Source organism: Sphingobacterium thalpophilum (assembly GCF_901482695.1).
Lineage (GTDB): Bacteria > Bacteroidota > Bacteroidia > Sphingobacteriales > Sphingobacteriaceae > Sphingobacterium > Sphingobacterium thalpophilum.
Genome location: NZ_LR590484.1, coordinates 2,523,557 through 2,541,201 on the forward strand (window position 1 = coordinate 2,523,557; position 17,645 = coordinate 2,541,201).

Consider the following 17,645-nt stretch of genomic DNA (forward strand, 5'->3'; position numbering starts at 1 on the left):
TTGCAACCTGATCGTGGGCCAGTCTTTCCAAAACTGTTATCTTAGCGTTGACCGGAAGAACACATATTAATGTAAATAAAGCCAGACCCTATATAGACTGTATTAGCGTACAATGTTTGAATGCCACTTGGTTTTAATTGCGTGCAAACATGTCTTCACTGTCGGTAATGAAAGTCAGTAGGCTGGTTAATATAAAGTAAAATGCTGGTTAAGCGACGCAGGGCGGGCCTCTCAGGTAATAGTGGTCAATTGTGATACCGAACACATCTGGACAGATCGTACGATAATCCGTCTTAGGGACTTCCCGTGGGACAGGAAGCTCCAATACGGTAAATTCTGTCTGAACGTAGGTATTCTGATAAATAACGTTCAGATAGTCGATCTGGTCGTCGGTTTCTTGGGGCTTTTCTTTCTTTGTAAAATCGTAAGGGTGAGTGTGCATGACAATTTCACCGGTGGATTTTACTTCCTTGTGCATAAAGACAACACCTGAAATGATAATCAGGGACATCAATACCAATTGGAATGATGCAATAAACTGACGAATATTTCCTGTTGCTTTGGACTGCATAAAAAAAGCGTTACTTTGCATGTAACGCTTCAAAAATACGATATAACTTAACGAAGTTAAAATTAAAAATTAAAAAAATTCAATACTGAATATTATCTAATTAAGTGGTTGTTGTCGTCCGGAAATACGACGGAAGGCTTAAATTGCTTGGCCTCCTCAAAATCCATTGTAGCGTAGGAAATGATGATAACGATATCGCCGACTTGAACCAGGCGCGCTGCTGCACCATTGAGGCAGATGATTCCCGAACCACGTTGTCCGGGGATCACATACGTTTCCAGACGGGCGCCGTTGTTATTGTTCACAATCTGGACCTTTTCGTTGGCGATGATATTTGCGGCATCCATCAAATCTTCATCTATTGTGATACTACCCACATAATTCAATTCCGCTTGTGTAACTTTCACGCGGTGAATCTTGGATTTCATTACTTCTATAACCATGGCGCAAAGGTAAAGCTTTTTTGGTATTTTGTAATGGGCCTTTCATCATTCTACAATCATATTATCAATCAGCCGTACCCCCTCTACCCAAGCTGTGACAAGAACCACATGTTGCTTGCTAAAATCAATCTGATCGACTTCTTTTAAAGAAGAGCTTTCACAGATAGCAAAGTATTCGACCGTAATGCCGGGTGTTGATGTTAGAATTGCCAGGGCTTGTGCCTTAATGTCTTTAAGGTCAGTTTGATCCTTGATATGGTCGTTAACATATTGCAGCGCGCGGGAAAGTGCCAGCGCAGTTGTCTTTCCAGCTTCACTTAGGCGCATATTACGGGAGCTTAGGGCTAAACCATTTTTATCCCGGACAGTTGGACAGATAGCCAATTGTACCGGTAAATGTTTGATTTCGATCATCCGTTTGATAACCATGACCTGCTGGAAGTCTTTTTGACCAAAACAGGCGATATCCGGCTGTACTAGGGTAAATAATTTGTACACCACCTGCGTGACTCCCTGAAAATGGCCGGGACGTTTTTCTCCTTCCCAGATTCGGTCCAGTTCGCCAAGGTCAAGATGCCATTGTTCATTGCTATTTGGGTACATTTCTGTTACATTGGGCATGAACAGAATATCACAACCTGCCGATTCGAGCAATTTGATGTCGTTTTCAATTGGCCGGGGATACTTTTCCAGGTCTTTGGGATCATTGAACTGAGTAGGGTTTACAAAGATGCTGCAGATCCGGATGTCACTGATCGGTCCGGCGTAGTCCAACAGGGAGAGATGACCTTCGTGTAGCGCGCCCATTGTCGGGATTAGGGCGATTTTTTTATGGGATGAGCGTGCTTTCTGTAGATATGCCTGGAGAGATGCTTTCGTTTTGAAAATTTCCACAATGATAAATAGTTTTTTGTTGGCAAAGTTGCATATTATTTTGGGAATATAAAACGATGATTGATAGTAAATTGCATGGTAAGTATTTTTTTCGTACCTTTGTAGACCGATTTTACTGTTCGAAAATAATAAATAAAAATAACTGGAGATGGCAAAAACGAAGATATTGTTTATTACTCACGAGATGTCGCCTTTCCTCGAATTAACCAAAATTTCTGAAATCACACGTCAACTGCCTCAAGCGATGCAAGAGAAGGGTTTTGAAATCCGTATCTTGATGCCTCGTTTTGGCAATATCAACGAGCGTAGAAATAGATTGCATGAGGTAATTCGTCTTTCAGGCTTGAACATTGTTGTGGATAATAATGATAATCCGCTAATCATTAAAGTAGCTTCATTGCCTGCAGCCCGGATGCAGGTGTATTTCTTGGATAATGAGGACTACTTTCAGCGTAAAAAAGTTTTTAGTGATGAGCATGGCGAATTCTTTGCAGACAATAATGAGCGTTCGGTGTTCTTCTGTAAAGGAGCGTTGGAAACTGTTAAAAAATTAGGCTGGTCACCAGATGTAGTCCACTGTCATGGATGGTTCTCTGCTTTGGTACCTGCGTATGTGAAGACAACTTACAAAGATGACCCGACATTTAAAGATGCTAAGGTGATGTATTCCTTGTTTAATGAGGAGTTTAAAGGTACGTTAGGAGTGAAATATGCTGAAATGGCACCTGAAGGGGCTTTTAAGGCTGAAGATGCGAAGGTTTATGGCGATGGTAGCTACGAAGCAATCTATAAAGGGGCTCTGCACTTTACAGATATGGTTGTGGTAGCCGATCAGCAGGTCAATCCAGCAATTGTGGACTTTGCAAAATCCAAAGATATTCAGGTGTTTGAACCTAATGGTGATCAGGACTATGACGCTTTTGGCGAAGTATATGATCAATTTGCTCCTGTGGAAGTGGAAGCATAAAGCGGGCAGATATACCCTAGTGAAACAAACAGACAATCAAATAAAAGAGGCTATTTCACCAGAGATAGCCTCTTTTATTTTAGGACCGGCTTCCCTAGAAGCCATATCTTTATGATCAAGGGCACGCCAGGTATTTCAGATTATCGTGGGTAAAATGTTATCTTCGCGGAGACAGAGCCAGAACAGGCCTGGAAACAGGTAAATAAATAATCAGCCAACGCAGGTCGATGGCTATGTACACGAGATAGTGATGAAAATTAAAGTTGGATTTGGATTCGATGTCCATCAGATCAGAGAAGGACATCCATTTATTGTTGGCGGCGTTCAGCTGGAGCATCACGCGGGCGCTTTTGGACATTCGGATGCGGATGTGCTGGTACATGCGATTTGTGATGCCATCTTAGGGGCAGCCAATTTAGAAGATATCGGTTATCACTTTCCGAATACCGATATGCGCTGGAAGGGAATCAGTAGCCTGGTATTATTGAAAGAATGCATGGCTCTGATTCAGGCCAAAGGCTATCGGCTGGGAAATATCGATGCCATGTTGTGCCTCGAAGCACCGAAAATCAAGCCTTATATCCCACAGATGAAAGTGAAGCTGGCAGAAGCAACAGGTCTTGATATCGATGATATTTCAATCAAAGCGACTACCAACGAAACAATGGGGTTTATTGGACGAAAAGAAGGTGTCGTAGCGTATGCAGTTTGCCTCATCGAACGGGTATAGACAACTAGACCAGCAAACATGTGGACTTTTGATTTAATTGTAATACCTTTGTTCTGGTAAAAGCATTGTTTGGCACGTTATCTGATAACGTGGAAATAAAATCATATCGAAGTCTGTAGGAAAGAGTGTAATGTCCGTCTTTGGATATGACAAACACAAATGCCGACAAAGAGAAACAAATGAACGTTCATGCAAGCTCCGATACGACTTCGATAGACCGGAAAAATGGATCATAACGCATCGTATTTTGTCTAGAAAACAACAGCATAATAGCAGACGCTGGGCTTTTCGACTGCAATTGAAAATATACAAAGATGAGTTATAAATAACATCTGAAACTTAAGTAAATAGATGAAGCGAGTATCAAAAAAAAATCAGCTTACTGAAGGCGATATAAAGCGGTATACGTTTAATTTTTGGAAGATTGTCATCGGCATAGTGGCCGTGGGCTTTTTGTTTATATTGAGTGTACGGCTGGGGCTGTTTGGGAAATTACCTTCATTCAGCGATCTGGAGAATCCAAAAAGCAACTTGGCGTCTGAGGTCATCACAGAAGACCGTAAGGTACTGGGGACCTACTACGTGCAGAATCGGTCCAACGTCAAATATAGTGAGCTTTCTCCTTATTTGGTCAAAGCATTGGTATCCACTGAGGATAAACGCTTTTATGATCACTCGGGTATCGATTATTCGCGGACCATTACGGTGATTTTCCATACCTTGACAGGCAACAAGCAGGGGGGGAGTACCATTACCCAACAATTAGCGCTGAACCTCTTTTCGGATGGCCGTCAAAAGAACTTTTTAAAACGGGTGATCCAAAAATTTCAGGAATGGATCACTGCAGTCAGGCTGGAAAGAAATTATACCAAAGATGAAATCATCACCATGTATTTTAATACTGTTGACTTTGGTGCTTATAATACTTACGGAATCAAATCTGCGGCAAGAACGTATTTCAATACTACTCCGGATAAGCTGACAGCGGATCAGGCAGCTTTATTGGTGGGTATGTTAAAAGGCCCCGGGGCTTACTCGCCGGTGAGATATCCGGAGCGCTCAAGAATGCGCCGCAATACGGTCCTGAACAACATGGTGGCCGCCAACTTCATTTCAGCGGAGGAAGCTGCCAAAGCAAAGGAAAAACCGCTTGGATTAGAGCTCAAGATTGCCAACTACGGCGAAGGGCTGGCGCCTTATTTTAGAGCCGTACTGAAGGATGAGATTAAGAAGGAGTTTGCCAAACTGTCGATTACCAAACCGGACGGTACGCCATACGATCTAGACCGAGACGGACTGAAGATCTATACGACCATCAATATGTCTATGCAGCAATATGCAGAGGATGCACAGAAGGAATGGATGAGGCAGCTGCAATCCAAATTCGCCGCGCAGTGGAAAAATCGTGATCCCTTCAAAGGGGATAAAGCGAAGCTGCTGATCAGTGGTATGAAACGCTCTGACCGTTACCGTATATTGAAAGAAGAAGGCTGGAGCGAAGACCAGATCAAAAAGGCCTTCAATGTAAAAGTGCCGATGAATATCTTCACCTGGAGAGGAAGTGTGGACACCCTGATGACGCCTATGGATTCGATCAAGTACAACAAATTGATGCTGCGCAACGCCATGATGTCCATGGAGCCCAAAACCGGCCATATCAAAGCTTGGGTGGGCGGTATTGACTTTGAACATTTTAAATATGACCAGGTGAAAATGGGAACCCGGCAAGTGGGATCTACGGCCAAGCCTTTTACTTACGCTGTAGCTATAGACAATGGTTACTCACCTTGTTATAGCATTCCAAACTACCAGCAGACTTACAATGGCTGGACTCCGAGGGGAAATGCACAGGGTGGAAACCCCATTACCTTGGCCAAAGCACTTGCATATTCGCAAAACTATGCCACAGCATACTTGATCCATGAGGTCGGGGCGGCAGAGGTGGCTGCCCTTACTAAACGTATGGGAATCACTAGCGACGTGCCTAATTATCCTTCTATCTCGCTAGGAGCCTATGAGGCGTCCGTCTTTGATATGGTCGGAGCATATTCGGCATTTGTGAATCAGGGAACCTGGATCGAACCAACAGCTATCCTGCGTATTGAAGATAAAAATGGCACTCCCATTTACGATAAAGCGCCTAAAGTGGTCAAAGCACTGAACAGTGAGTCGGCATATATTATCGTGGATATGTTGAAAAAAGTTGTTTCCCAGGGAACGGCACGCCGTATTCAATGGAAATACAAGTTAACCAACCCTATTGGAGGTAAAACCGGTACCACCAACGGTAACGCCGATGCCTGGTTTATAGGTGTTACTCCCGAACTGGTAACTGGGGTATGGACAGGGGCAGAAGATCGCGAAATCAGCTTTGACCGGATGGAATACGGACAAGGAGCGGCAGCTGCTATGCCTGTCTTTGCCTACTTCATGCAACGGGTGTATAAAGATTCGAACTTAAAATACACCAAAGGCGACTTTGAACAACCGCAAGGTGGACTGACACGCGTTATCGACTGTAACCAGTACTGGGGCGGTGGTGGATCCGATGTAGAAGATGGATCGACCGACTCCAGTCTACGTGATGATGCGAAATTAAAAGATGACCGGTTGGGGTTTTAGTAGTAGTGAGTATTGGGATTTAATTTCAAGGTTTTGGCATTCGACTATAGAGAAGAACTAAAGAAAATACCGCATCGGCCCGGTGTCTATCAATATTTTGACAAGAACTATGAACTTATCTATATCGGTAAAGCGAAGGACCTTCGCAACCGCGTCGGATCGTATTTTGTCAATGAAAGCCAGCTGAACGGTAAGACCCGTGTGCTGGTGCGAAAGATCAACCGGATTTCATTTACTATCGTCGATACAGAAATTGATGCCTGGCTACTTGAAAACTCACTGATCAAGAAACATAAACCAAGGTATAACGTTCTACTGAAAGACGACAAAACGTATCCGTGGATCGTCATCAAGAACGAGCCTTTTCCCAGAGTATTTTGGACCCGGCAGTATGTGAAAGATGGCTCCCGTTATTACGGGCCTTATCCTTCTGTCGGGATGATGCATATTGTGCTTGATTTGATCCGTGAACTATTTCCGCTTCGAACATGCAATCTGGCGCTCACCCAGGATAATATCCGAAAGGGTAAGTTTAAGATCTGTCTCGAATATCAGATCGGTAACTGTAAGGGGCCCTGTGAAGGCTACCAGTCTGAAGAGGACTATGATCAGAATCTGCGGGATATCAAAGATATTCTGAACGGCAAAATCGCTGTCGTGACCAACCGCCTGAAAGAAAGCATTGCGACTGCCGCAGCGGCATTGGACTTTGAACGGGCAGGGGCAATCAAGGCTAAATTAGATAAACTGGACAATTACCAAAGCAAATCGACAGTGGTCAACTCCTCGATCACAAACGTGGATGTCTTTAGCATTGCCTCCGACGATGGTTATGCCTTTGTCAACTACCTAAAGGTAATGAACGGAGTCATTATTCAGACGCAGACCCTGGAAATGAGACGTCGACTGGATGAAACGGAACAGGAACTGCTGTCACTGGCCATTCCCGAAATACGGGAGCGTTTCAAAAGCCTGTCACGGGAGATCATAGTACCATTTGAACTGGATATCGAGGAGAATGAGCGTATCCGCTTTACTGTTCCCAAACTGGGAGAGAAAAAGAAACTTTTGGAATTGTCCCAGAAAAATGTGGCCTTTTTCCGGAAAGAACGCTTACTGCAATACGAAAAACTCAATCCTGATATCCGGACAGAGCGTATTTTGAAACAGATGCAGAAGGATCTCCGCATGAACGTACTGCCGCAGCATATCGAGTGTTTTGATAACTCTAATATACAGGGAAATTATCCTGTGTCAGCCATCGTGGTGTTTAAAGATGCCAAGCCGTCAAAAAAGGATTATCGGCATTTTAATGTAAAAACAGTAGAAGGCCCCAACGACTTCGCGACGATGGAAGAAGCTGTATTTAGACGCTACAGGAGGTTACTGGACGAAGGGCAGTCTCTGCCGCAGTTGATTATCATCGACGGCGGTAAAGGCCAGCTGGGCGCAGCACTTAAGAGCTTACGCCTGCTTGGTATCGAACGGCAGGTTACTGTGATCGGCATCGCAAAAAGACTGGAGGAACTGTTCTATCCCGGCGATCAGTACCCGCTCTATCTGGATAAGAAATCAGAGACCCTAAAAGTGATCCAGCATCTTCGCGATGAAGCTCACCGGTTTGGCATCACCTTTCACCGTAACCAACGCAGCCGCAAGACCTTTGTATCCGAATTGGAGAACATTCCCGGTATTGGTAAGACGACGGTAGAGAAGCTGCTGAAGGAATTTAAATCGGTAAAAAAAGTCAGAGAGGCTTCTGATGAAGAACTAAAAAAAGTGCTTAATCTCAAACAGATTAAAGCACTTCGTGAATACTTTTCAAAGTAAAAAGTCAAAGTTAAGAAAGCTACCCCTAGCTCTGCGCTAATTAGTCGTCGTAGCCGAAACGTTTGAGGTAGTTCTTCTTACTTCTCCAGTCGGGGATGACTTTGACAAACAATTCCAGGAATACTTTGCCGCCAATAAACTCTTCAATGTCCTGGCGAGCATAAGTGCCGACCTTTTTGATCATGGCTCCGCCTTTGCCTATAATAATATTCTTTTGGGAATCGCGTTCGACGATAATTTCTGCGGCGATACGGGTGATATTTGCTTCCTCTTTATACGATGTAACAATTACTTCCGTGCTGTACGGGATTTCTTTGTCGTACAGTTTGAATACCTTTTCACGGATCATTTCGGAGACAAAGAAGCGCATCGATTTATCAGTCAGCTCGTCTTTTTCGTAGTATGCTTCATGCACAGGCAATTTATCCTTGATGTACTGCATGACAGCAGATACGTTATGGTTCAGTTTTGCGGATATGGCAAAGATGGTGTCGGGATTCAGTTTTTCCTGCCAGAATTCAATTTTGGCTTTTACCTCCTCTTCGGAAGATTTATCGATTTTGTTGATGAGAACAGCGACGGGCGAGTTTGTTTTACGTAATTTTTCCAACACGTCATTCTCGTCATATTTTTCATGGATATCCGTCACAAATAAAATAATGTCTGCATCAATAAGTGATCCTTGAACAAAATTCATCATGGATTCCTGTAGCGAGTAGTTTGGTTTGATGACACCCGGAGTATCCGAAAAGACGATCTGATGATCTTCATCGTTTACAATACCGATAATGCGGTGTCTTGTCGTTTGTGCTTTTGGGGTAATGATGGACATCTTTTCACCCACTAAAGCGTTCATTAGGGTGGACTTACCAGCATTTGGCTTTCCGATGATACTTACGAATCCTGCTTTATGTGACATTTTTCTAAATTTTATTAGGATTACAAAGAAACAAAATATATCTTTGTACTCCAATTCGAAGGGATCATAATCTTGTTTTTTCAAAAGAAAAAGCAATTTTGTTCAAAAAATATATTGCGGGGTGGAGCAGTTGGTAGCTCGTCGGGCTCATAACCCGAAGGTCACTAGTTCGAGTCTGGTCCCCGCTACTACAGAAAGAGCCGGTTGCAATGGCCGGTTCTTTTCAAGACATTCAAAATACATTGCGGGGTGGAGCAGTTGGTAGCTCGTCGGGCTCATAACCCGAAGGTCACTAGTTCGAGTCTGGTCCCCGCTACTACAGAAAGAGCCGGTTGCAATGGCCGGTTCTTTTTCAAGACATTCAAAATACATTGCGGGGTGGAGCAGTTGGTAGCTCGTCGGGCTCATAACCCGAAGGTCACTAGTTCGAGTCTGGTCCCCGCTACTAAGAGAGAGCCGGTTGCAATGGCCGGTTCTTTTCAAGAAATCCAAAATACATTGCGGGGTGGAGCAGTTGGTAGCTCGTCGGGCTCATAACCCGAAGGTCACTAGTTCGAGTCTGGTCCCCGCTACTAAGAGAGAGCCGGTTGCAATGGCCGGTTCTTTTTCAAGACATTTAAAATACATTGCGGGGTGGAGCAGTTGGTAGCTCGTCGGGCTCATAACCCGAAGGTCACTAGTTCGAGTCTGGTCCCCGCTACTAAATGAAAAAGCCGAGGTGGATACCTTGGCTTTTTGTTTTTGCATCCCTCATGCTTTTCTGTCTTTTAAGATAATCCTTAACTACTGTTATTTATTGTTTCTCAAAATATCCGATTTTGGCATATCACATTTTCATTTATACATAGGCAAAAATGACTGCGGCAATAACCGGACTGCGTTTAGTTGCAAATGCCTGTTTATGCAATCGTTTGTGTAATTGGCGCAATCGATTTCGTTGTGTGTGCATTTTGATAAGCCTGTATCTTCTTATAGCTTTAGCATTCATGTACCTAAATTTTGATTAGCATGCTAATCAATGTTTAAACTAACTATTAAATATTATGATTTCAAAGATTCTCGGCAATCACAGGTTGAGTCTGTTATCGTTAGCTTTATTGATGACAAGTACACATGGCGCAGCTAACGCTAATGGTCTTACATTTGCAAGCCACAATGTTCTGTCGAATAAAGATGTTTTTCAGCAGAAAGTCACCGGAAAAGTGCAGTCAGCAGACGGCCCTCTGGCGGGTGCGACTATTAGTGTGCGTGGTACTTCACGCTCTACATCCGCGGGGACGGATGGGAGCTTTAGCATTGAAGCCAAAAACGGAGATGTACTGGTCGTCAACAGTATTGGATATAAAGGCCAAGAAGTGACTGTGACAAGTCCAGTTATCAATATTAATCTTGTTCTTGATGATGAGGCGCTTGATGAAGTCGTTGTAACAGGATATTCGCGTCAAAAGAAAACAGAAGTTTCAGCTTCTGTTGTTTCTATCGATCAAAAAACATTAAAGGATGTAAAATCACCTAATGTTTCCACTTTATTACAAAGTAAAATTGCCGGGGTTGACGTTGTTTCTGGTTCGGGTAGACCTGGTTCAAATGCTAATATTCGAGTTAGGGGACGAAATTCAATCAATTCAAATATTAGTCCACTATGGGTTGTTGACGGTGTAATTATGCACGGAACACCAAATATAAATCCAAATGATATCGAAACAGTTTCGGTATTGAAAGATGCTGCAGCAACGACACAGTATGGCTCAAGGGGAGCTAGTGGTGTCATTGTTGTTACGACTAAAAGAGCATTAAAACCTGGTGAACATCTCTTTGCATTTAACTTATCTTCTGGAGCTGCAAAATTCAATCCTGGGAAATTTAAGGTAATGAATTCTCAACAAATGTGGGATTTATACCAATCATTTAACAATCAAGAAGCGATACCGAATAATGTAACTTCAGATGTTTTGAAGACTAATTATGACTGGTTAGCGAATGGCACTCAAAGTGGAGCAATAAATGATTTTAGTGCAAACTATTTGGGGAAGACGGAAGAAACATCAATTTATGCAAGTGGAAACTATTACGATGAAAAAGGATCTGTAAAAGGGTACGATTATAATAGACTTACCGGGAGATTGAATATTGAACATAAATTGACGAAGAATCTAACCTTTAAGCCAAGGATAAATGCTTCTTATACTAGTTATGAGGATCGTCAACATTCACTCTATGATATGTATCTGAATATGCCTTGGGATACTCCTTTTAATGCAGATGGCTCATTGATAAATCCTAAAGTGGGTGATGTATTGTGGTATGGTAGGGATAATAATAATTATTTGTATGATTTACAGTATAATTATGGAGAAGGACAAACATTCGATATACAATCAAATTTAGATTTTTCTTTGAAAATCTCAGATCGGTTTACATTTGAATCAATGAATAGTTTGGCTTATTACAATCAAACTACGATGTCATATACGGATCCTAAATCAAATTCTGGTTTAGAGAATAAAGGCTCTGTATCTCAATTTGCCGACAAACGTATTACGAGATTTTTTAACCAAATGTTAAAATATAAAGAAAATTTTGGTAAACATGAGGTTTCAGCGCTTGCTGCGTATGAATATTCTGATTATGTGTACACCAGCGTTGGGGCTTCAGGTAAAGGTATATCCGGGGGATCAACGATAGTTGATAATGCGGCCAATTTCTTGTCACAATCAGGTACAAAAAATGATTATGCATTCCAATCTGGTCTTGTCCAAGTAAATTATAAATATGATGAGCGTTATAATTTCCAGGGTTCATATCGATTGGATGGTGCTTCACGCTTTGGGGCTGATAATCGTTATGGTGGTTTCTTCGCAGTAAGTGGAGCTTGGAATATTTATAAAGAGAATTTCTTTAATGTCGATCAGATCAATTTATTGCGGTTGAGAGCCTCATATGGAGAAGTCGGCAATACACCTACCTCACTTTACGCATCATATTCGCTTTATGGATTGAATGGGCAGTATAATGGTGCGCCAGCAGCTATTCCTAACCAATATAATAATAGAAATGTAAGCTGGGAAAAATCGAGAGATGTCAATTTAGGATTGGAATTAGGCCTGTTTAATCGAATAGATTTAACTGTCGATGCTTATAATAAAAATACGGATGGTCTATTGTCTTATGTTAAATTTCCTGCAACTGCAGGATGGGATGGCTATTGGTATAACATTGGCTCTATCAATAATAAAGGCTTAGAGCTGGCAGTGAATGCTCGGGTACTTGATCCACAAAGTCCATTACAGTGGAATATTGGTGCCAATTGGGCTGCAAATAAAAATCGAATCAAAAATCTAAAAGATGGTGTTGATGTGCCAGCTGGAAATAAGCGTTACTCAGAAGGACGTGATATTGACTCTTGGTATATGCGTCATTGGGCTGGTGTTAATCAAAATAATGGTGCGCCATTATGGGAGGTTGTAAACCCTGAGACTGGTGAAGTTTCAACCACTTCAGACTATAATAAAGCAACTTTACAATTTGTGGGTACTTCAACCCCTAAATACCAGGGCGGTATAAACACAAGTTTCCTATATAAAGGGATATCACTGACAGCGACATTCTCTTATTTGAACGGTGCTTATGCCTACAATGGAGGTCGTGAATTATTTGATTCAGATGGGGCATATCCGTCATATAATCAGATGATTTTAGCAGATGGATGGTCAAGATGGTCCCCGACTAATGCTAATGCAACACATCCGATAGCTTCCTATAATAATAATAGCGCTTCTAATAAGACATCATCTAGATATTTGGAGGATGCATCTTTCTTTAGGTTAAGAAACGTGACATTGGCTTATGATTTTAATCCACAATTATTAAGTAAACTTAAGTTGAAAAGTGTGAACGTTTTTATTGCTGCAGATAATTTATGGTTGTCAACTAAATTTACAGGACTTGATCCCGAGGCGGCCTTATTTGGAGATTCGACTTCCCAATATCCATCTCCAAAGCGTGTTACAGCAGGTGTTAATTTCACATTCTAAATTCAATCACATGAAAAATAAACTTTTATATTCATCAATTATATTTTTTTTATTGAGCTCCTGTTCGCTCAATAAAGAACCTTATACAGATTTGACCAATGAGTCTATAACAAATACCGAAGGAGCGGTCGACGCATTAAACCTTGGGAATTATCATACGTTGAAAAGCTGGGTGGAGAATTGGCATCGCGTCACTGAATATCCTTCCGACGAGGTGTCGTTGAGTGGGGTTACTACTGATGCTTTTTTTTATAATTATAACTATAACCGTATTGTTAATAATGGTCGTGTAAATAGTTATTGGGAAAATTCATACAAAATTATTGCAGGAACGAATAATATCTTAGGTCAATTAGAGGAAGGGACTTCAGATACAAACGATCAGATTATCGCTGAAAATCTATATTTACGAAGCTTAATGTATTTTTATTTAGCCAATGTTTTTGGACGTCCTTATAATCAAAATCCAGATGTAAATTTAGCTGTTCCGCTTAAACTTAATGACGACCCTTTTGAAGTATTGCCTCGTAATACAGTAAAAGAAGTATATCAACAAATCGTATCTGATTTGTTAAAGGCAGAGACACTTTTTAAGTCGTATAAAGGGAATATATATGCAAGTTTATATTCCGCACAAGCTTTATTAGCACGTGTGTATCTGTTTATGGGTGAAAATGAAAAGGCGATAAGTTATGCTGATAAAGTAATTAATTCAGGTAAGTTTACACTATTGTCAAGAGATAAATATACGGATATTGCGAAAGCAGCGCCGGAAAATAATCCGGAGACTATTTTTGCAATCAAGTTTTTGAAAGATGTTGACTATTCTGATAATGGATGGTATACAATAGGATCTATGTATGCAACGATCAATGGTGCTGGTTGGGGGGAAATGTATGCGTCAAGATCCTATTTAGAAGAGATCCGTAAATATCCGGAGGATATTCGTTACAGTTTTGTTGAGCCGGTTGTTTCTAACAACAATGAACTACATGCCTATTATGTAAATGATAATTACAAATACGGTAGCGTCATTGTTAAACGAGAAGGTTCGGATTATACATATACTTCTGATGGCAATAAAAATAAATTAATTAAAGAGTCGAATGGTGCCGGTTCGTTTCAATATTTTATCGAAATTGCAGGCAAAAAAAGAACAGTGTTGATTGATAAAAAATTAGAAGATCGGAATGGCTATCTGAAATATTTTATTCTTAAATGTTCGGGACAGGAAGGTCAAGGCCATCTTTGGTCCCCAGTAATATCTAGACTGGCTGAAATATATTTAATACGTGCCGAAGCAAATGCAAAATTAGGGCGTATACAGTCATCCTTGGATGATGTGAATGTCATTCGAAAAAGAGCTGGGATTCCGACGACTGGATTATGGACTACTGCTAATCTTGGTGAAAAATCTGTACTTGATGTTGTATTAACTGAACGTAAGCTTGAACTTGCTTGGGAAGGGCATAGGAAGTTCGATGTATTTAGAAATGGATATACTTTGGATAGGAAATACCCTGGTACACACATCTCAAATTCAAATTCTTTTTTAACGGTCGATGCGAAATCAAATGAAGTCATTGATTATATTCCGGAGCAACAAATCACATTAACAAATGGTGTTTTAAAACAAAATCCGTGATTATTGCTGGTTAATCATAAACGAAAGGCATTACTTCTGAGGAGGTAATGCTTTTTTTGTTTTATCCTATATAATCCCTTTTGAATCTGTATCTTTGTACCCTTAACTGTAATTTAGCATAAAAGTGCCGTCTGCTGTGAGAGCGGACGGATCAAATACATTAAATATGGCAAATATTGTTGCAATTGTCGGGCGTCCGAATGTAGGTAAATCTACTTTATTTAATCGCCTGACAGAAAGTAGAAAAGCGATTGTTGATGACTTTAGCGGTGTGACCCGCGACCGTCATTATGAAACGGCCGAGTGGATCGGAAAAAAATTTACAGTCATCGACACCGGTGGTTTTGTACATGGCTCGGATGATATCTTCGAAGAAGCTATCCGAGACCAGGTGTACATTGCCATCGAAGAGGCTTCTGTCGTATTATTTATGGTGGATGTGACCACTGGTATCACCGATCTGGATGATGAGATTGCGGATATCCTCAGAAGAAGTTCTAAACCTGTCTATGTAGTGGCCAATAAAGTGGACCACGCTAAATTGCACCATGAATCGGCCGAATTCTACGCGTTCGGATTAGGGGAAGTATTTAATATCTCAGCTGCCACAGGTTCGGGGACAGGTGAATTATTAGATGCTGTAGTGTCGCACTTCGAAGAAGAGCAAGAGGAGGAAGAAAGCCTGCCCAAATACACCATCGTCGGTCGTCCAAATGTGGGTAAATCCTCATTGACCAACGCACTCATCGGCAAGGACCGGAATATTGTAACACCTGTGGCCGGTACCACCCGCGATTCTATCCGCATTCATTATAACCAGTATGGCCACAACTTCCTGCTGATCGACACCGCTGGCCTTCGCCGCAAATCCAAAGTGAATGAGGACATCGAGTTTTACTCTGTCATGCGCACAATAAAAGCATTGGAAGATTCTGATGTCACTATCCTGATGTTGGACGCACAGGATGGACTGGAGGCACAGGATGTTAATATTTTCAATCTCGCTGAAAAAAACAGGAAGGGAATCGTCATCGTAGTCAACAAATGGGATCTGATCCAGAAGGATAATAAGACGATGAAAGCCTTTGAAGACCGTATCCGTGAAAAAATAGCTCCATTTACGGATGTCCCTATTGTCTTTACTTCGGTGACCGAAAAACAGCGCGTACTAAAAGTATTGGAAATTGCGGATAAGGTCTACGCCAACAAAACGAAAAAGATCCCGACGTCAAAACTAAACGAAGTGATGCTGGATATTATTGAGCATTATCCACCGCCTTCCCTGAAAGGAAAATATATCAAGATTAAATACGTTACGCAGCTTCCGGGACGCACGCCGATGTTTGCGTTTTTCTGTAATCTGCCACAGTATATCAAAGATCCGTACAAACGCTTTATCGAAAATAAATTACGCGAAAACTTTGACTTTACAGGTGTGCCTATTCAAATATATTTCAGACAAAAATAGATTTCCCAAGAGCTTTAAGAAAAATGGACCATAATCTCTTCTTATATAATACGCTTTCAAGAACAAAAGAAAAATTCGAACCGATCCATCCCAATCTCGTGGGGATGTATGTCTGCGGACCTACTGTTTACAGCGATGTGCATCTGGGCAACTGTCGTACGTTTGTATCTTTTGATTTGATTTTTAGGTATCTGCGCCACCTTGGATATAAGGTGCGTTATGTACGCAACATTACTGATGCAGGACATTTGGAGGGCGATCGTGACGAAGGAGATGATAAATTTGCAAAAAAGGCCAAATTGGAACAGCTGGAGCCCATGGAAATCGTGCAGAAGTATACCATCGGTTTTCATGATGTGTTGCGTCTTTTCAACACCTTGCCGCCCAGCATTGAGCCCACAGCTACTGGACATATTTCTGAGCAGATCGAAATGATCCAGCAGATTATCGCTAATGGGTACGCCTACGAAGTCAATGGGACCGTCTACTTTGACGTTGAGAAGTATGTTCAGCAGTATGATTATACAATCTTGACCAACCGCAAATTGGAAGATATGCTAAACAATACCCGCGAATTGAGCGGTCAGGATGAGAAAAAAGGACGCCTGGATTTTGCTCTGTGGATCAAAGCTAAGCCCGAAACTATTATGCGCTGGCCTGCGCCATGGAGTGTAGGGTTTCCGGGCTGGCATATCGAGTGTTCGGCCATGAGCCGCAAATACCTCGGCGACCAGTTTGATATTCATGGTGGCGGAATGGATCTGGCTGCAACACATCATACCAACGAAATTGCGCAGTCCGAGGCATGTAACCATACAAGTCCCGCAAAATACTGGATGCATACCAATATGCTGACCGTCAATGGCGCGCGGATGTCCAAGTCTGCCGGCAACGGATTCTTGCCGGGTGAATTGTTTACAGGTAACCATCCTTTGTTAAACAGAGGGTATTCACCAATGGCGGTGCGCTTCTTTATGCTGCAGGCACATTACCGTAGCACATTGGACTTCTCCAATGAAGCACTGGATGCAGCGGACAAAGGCTATAAACGTTTAATGACAGCGATGAGCCTTCTTGATAAGCTGAAGGTGTCCAAGGGAGCTGATTCATTCCATCTGGCTGAAATCCGCAACAAATGTTATGCTGCTATGGACGATGACTTCAATAGTCCGGTACTCATTGCGGAGTTATTTGAAGTCGTGCGTTTGATCAATTCCATTTATGACGGCAAAGCGAAGGTATCGGAGGAAGGACTTGAAAGACTCAAAATTTTCATGAAAGAGTTTGTTGAAGATATCCTCGGATTGCGGAATGATCAGGCCTCAGGTACCGATGATATCGATGATGTGATGAATCTGGTGATCAAATTGCGCAACGAGGCTAAAGCCAACAAGGATTTTGTCACATCGGATCGGATCCGTGATGAACTCAATGCAATTGGTATTCAGTTGAAAGATAGCAAGGAAGGAACACTTTGGAATAAGATTTGATAGATAAAAAATCGAATTTAAAGCAAACTAAT

The 17,645-nt window shown here is 41.8% G+C and carries 12 protein-coding genes and 5 tRNA genes; 13 read left to right on the forward strand and 4 right to left on the reverse strand.

Annotation, left to right across the window (positions count from 1 at the left end; genetic code table 11):
• Positions 1-208: 208 nt before the first annotated feature.
• The 3 genes from FGL37_RS10440 to panC all read right to left on the reverse strand — a co-directional run bounded on the left by FGL37_RS10440 (position 209) and on the right by panC (position 1,908).
• Positions 209-571, reverse strand: a complete 363-nt coding sequence (locus FGL37_RS10440; protein ID WP_150113837.1) for a DUF8478 family putative metalloprotein — start codon at positions 569-571, stop codon at positions 209-211.
• Between the two features lie 92 nt (positions 572-663).
• Positions 664-1,014, reverse strand: a complete 351-nt coding sequence (gene panD, locus FGL37_RS10445; protein WP_028072029.1) for an aspartate 1-decarboxylase — start codon at positions 1,012-1,014, stop codon at positions 664-666.
• A gap of 45 nt (positions 1,015-1,059) precedes the next feature.
• Entirely contained in the window at positions 1,060-1,908 is an 849-nt protein-coding gene (gene panC, locus FGL37_RS10450) for a pantoate--beta-alanine ligase (protein WP_028072030.1), read from the reverse strand.
• Between the two features lie 148 nt (positions 1,909-2,056).
• Between panC and FGL37_RS10455 the strand changes: the two genes are divergently transcribed.
• The 4 genes from FGL37_RS10455 (at position 2,057) to uvrC (ending at position 8,057) form a co-directional block, all read left to right on the forward strand.
• Positions 2,057-2,875 carry a glycogen/starch synthase gene (locus tag FGL37_RS10455; RefSeq protein ID WP_028072031.1) on the forward strand — a complete coding sequence of 273 codons (819 nt, stop codon included), beginning with the start codon at positions 2,057-2,059 and terminating at the stop codon, positions 2,873-2,875.
• A 250-nt stretch (positions 2,876-3,125) separates the two neighbouring features.
• Positions 3,126-3,605: a 2-C-methyl-D-erythritol 2,4-cyclodiphosphate synthase gene (gene ispF, locus FGL37_RS10460; protein WP_028072032.1), complete on the forward strand. Its 480-nt coding sequence runs from the start codon at positions 3,126-3,128 to the stop codon at positions 3,603-3,605.
• A gap of 351 nt (positions 3,606-3,956) precedes the next feature.
• A complete protein-coding gene (locus FGL37_RS10465; protein ID WP_037534354.1) occupies positions 3,957-6,227 on the forward strand; it encodes a transglycosylase domain-containing protein in 2,271 nt (756 codons plus the stop codon).
• Between the two features lie 33 nt (positions 6,228-6,260).
• Positions 6,261-8,057 carry an excinuclease ABC subunit UvrC gene (gene uvrC, locus FGL37_RS10470; RefSeq protein WP_028072033.1) on the forward strand — a complete coding sequence of 599 codons (1,797 nt, stop codon included), beginning with the start codon at positions 6,261-6,263 and terminating at the stop codon, positions 8,055-8,057.
• A 40-nt stretch (positions 8,058-8,097) separates the two neighbouring features.
• Here the strand turns inward: uvrC and era are convergent, their stop codons facing one another.
• Positions 8,098-8,976 (reverse strand): GTPase Era, encoded by an 879-nt coding sequence (gene era / locus FGL37_RS10475; RefSeq protein WP_028072034.1) that lies wholly within the window; start codon positions 8,974-8,976, stop codon positions 8,098-8,100.
• 115 nt (positions 8,977-9,091) lie between these two features.
• On the opposite strand from era, the gene FGL37_RS10480 reads away from it, so the two are divergent.
• From FGL37_RS10480 to cysS, 9 genes are all read left to right on the forward strand, one after another.
• Positions 9,092-9,164, forward strand: a tRNA-Met gene (locus FGL37_RS10480).
• Between the two features lie 55 nt (positions 9,165-9,219).
• Positions 9,220-9,292, forward strand: a tRNA-Met gene (locus tag FGL37_RS10485).
• A 56-nt stretch (positions 9,293-9,348) separates the two neighbouring features.
• Positions 9,349-9,421, forward strand: a tRNA-Met gene (locus tag FGL37_RS10490).
• A gap of 54 nt (positions 9,422-9,475) precedes the next feature.
• Positions 9,476-9,548 (forward strand) — tRNA-Met (locus FGL37_RS10495).
• 55 nt (positions 9,549-9,603) lie between these two features.
• Positions 9,604-9,676, forward strand: a tRNA-Met gene (locus tag FGL37_RS10500).
• A 343-nt stretch (positions 9,677-10,019) separates the two neighbouring features.
• A complete protein-coding gene (locus FGL37_RS10505; RefSeq protein WP_197734464.1) occupies positions 10,020-13,010 on the forward strand; it encodes a SusC/RagA family TonB-linked outer membrane protein in 2,991 nt (996 codons plus the stop codon).
• A 10-nt stretch (positions 13,011-13,020) separates the two neighbouring features.
• The gene (locus tag FGL37_RS10510) at positions 13,021-14,655 is read left to right on the forward strand and encodes a RagB/SusD family nutrient uptake outer membrane protein (protein WP_028072036.1); all 1,635 of its coding nucleotides are present in this window, start codon (positions 13,021-13,023) and stop codon (positions 14,653-14,655) included.
• 166 nt (positions 14,656-14,821) lie between these two features.
• On the forward strand, positions 14,822-16,123 hold the full coding sequence (gene der / locus FGL37_RS10515) for a ribosome biogenesis GTPase Der (RefSeq protein WP_028072037.1): 1,302 nt from the start codon (positions 14,822-14,824) through the stop codon (positions 16,121-16,123).
• Positions 16,124-16,146: 23 nt separating this feature from the next.
• Positions 16,147-17,613, forward strand: coding sequence for a cysteine--tRNA ligase (gene cysS, locus FGL37_RS10520; RefSeq protein WP_028072038.1), 1,467 nt, complete (start codon positions 16,147-16,149; stop codon positions 17,611-17,613).
• Positions 17,614-17,645 lie beyond the last annotated feature (32 nt).

Coding starts and splice junctions, on each gene's coding strand:
- era (WP_028072034.1), bottom strand. CDS start 8,976: ATGTCACATAAAGCAGGATTCGTAAGTATCATCGGAAAGCCAAATGCT.
- FGL37_RS10455 (WP_028072031.1), top strand. CDS start 2,057: ATGGCAAAAACGAAGATATTGTTTATTACTCACGAGATGTCGCCTTTC.
- FGL37_RS10465 (WP_037534354.1), top strand. CDS start 3,957: ATGAAGCGAGTATCAAAAAAAAATCAGCTTACTGAAGGCGATATAAAG.
- FGL37_RS10510 (WP_028072036.1), top strand. CDS start 13,021: ATGAAAAATAAACTTTTATATTCATCAATTATATTTTTTTTATTGAGC.
- FGL37_RS10440 (WP_150113837.1), bottom strand. CDS start 571: ATGCAGTCCAAAGCAACAGGAAATATTCGTCAGTTTATTGCATCATTC.
- cysS (WP_028072038.1), top strand. CDS start 16,147: ATGGACCATAATCTCTTCTTATATAATACGCTTTCAAGAACAAAAGAA.
- FGL37_RS10505 (WP_197734464.1), top strand. CDS start 10,020: ATGATTTCAAAGATTCTCGGCAATCACAGGTTGAGTCTGTTATCGTTA.
- der (WP_028072037.1), top strand. CDS start 14,822: ATGGCAAATATTGTTGCAATTGTCGGGCGTCCGAATGTAGGTAAATCT.
- panD (WP_028072029.1), bottom strand. CDS start 1,014: ATGGTTATAGAAGTAATGAAATCCAAGATTCACCGCGTGAAAGTTACA.
- ispF (WP_028072032.1), top strand. CDS start 3,126: ATGAAAATTAAAGTTGGATTTGGATTCGATGTCCATCAGATCAGAGAA.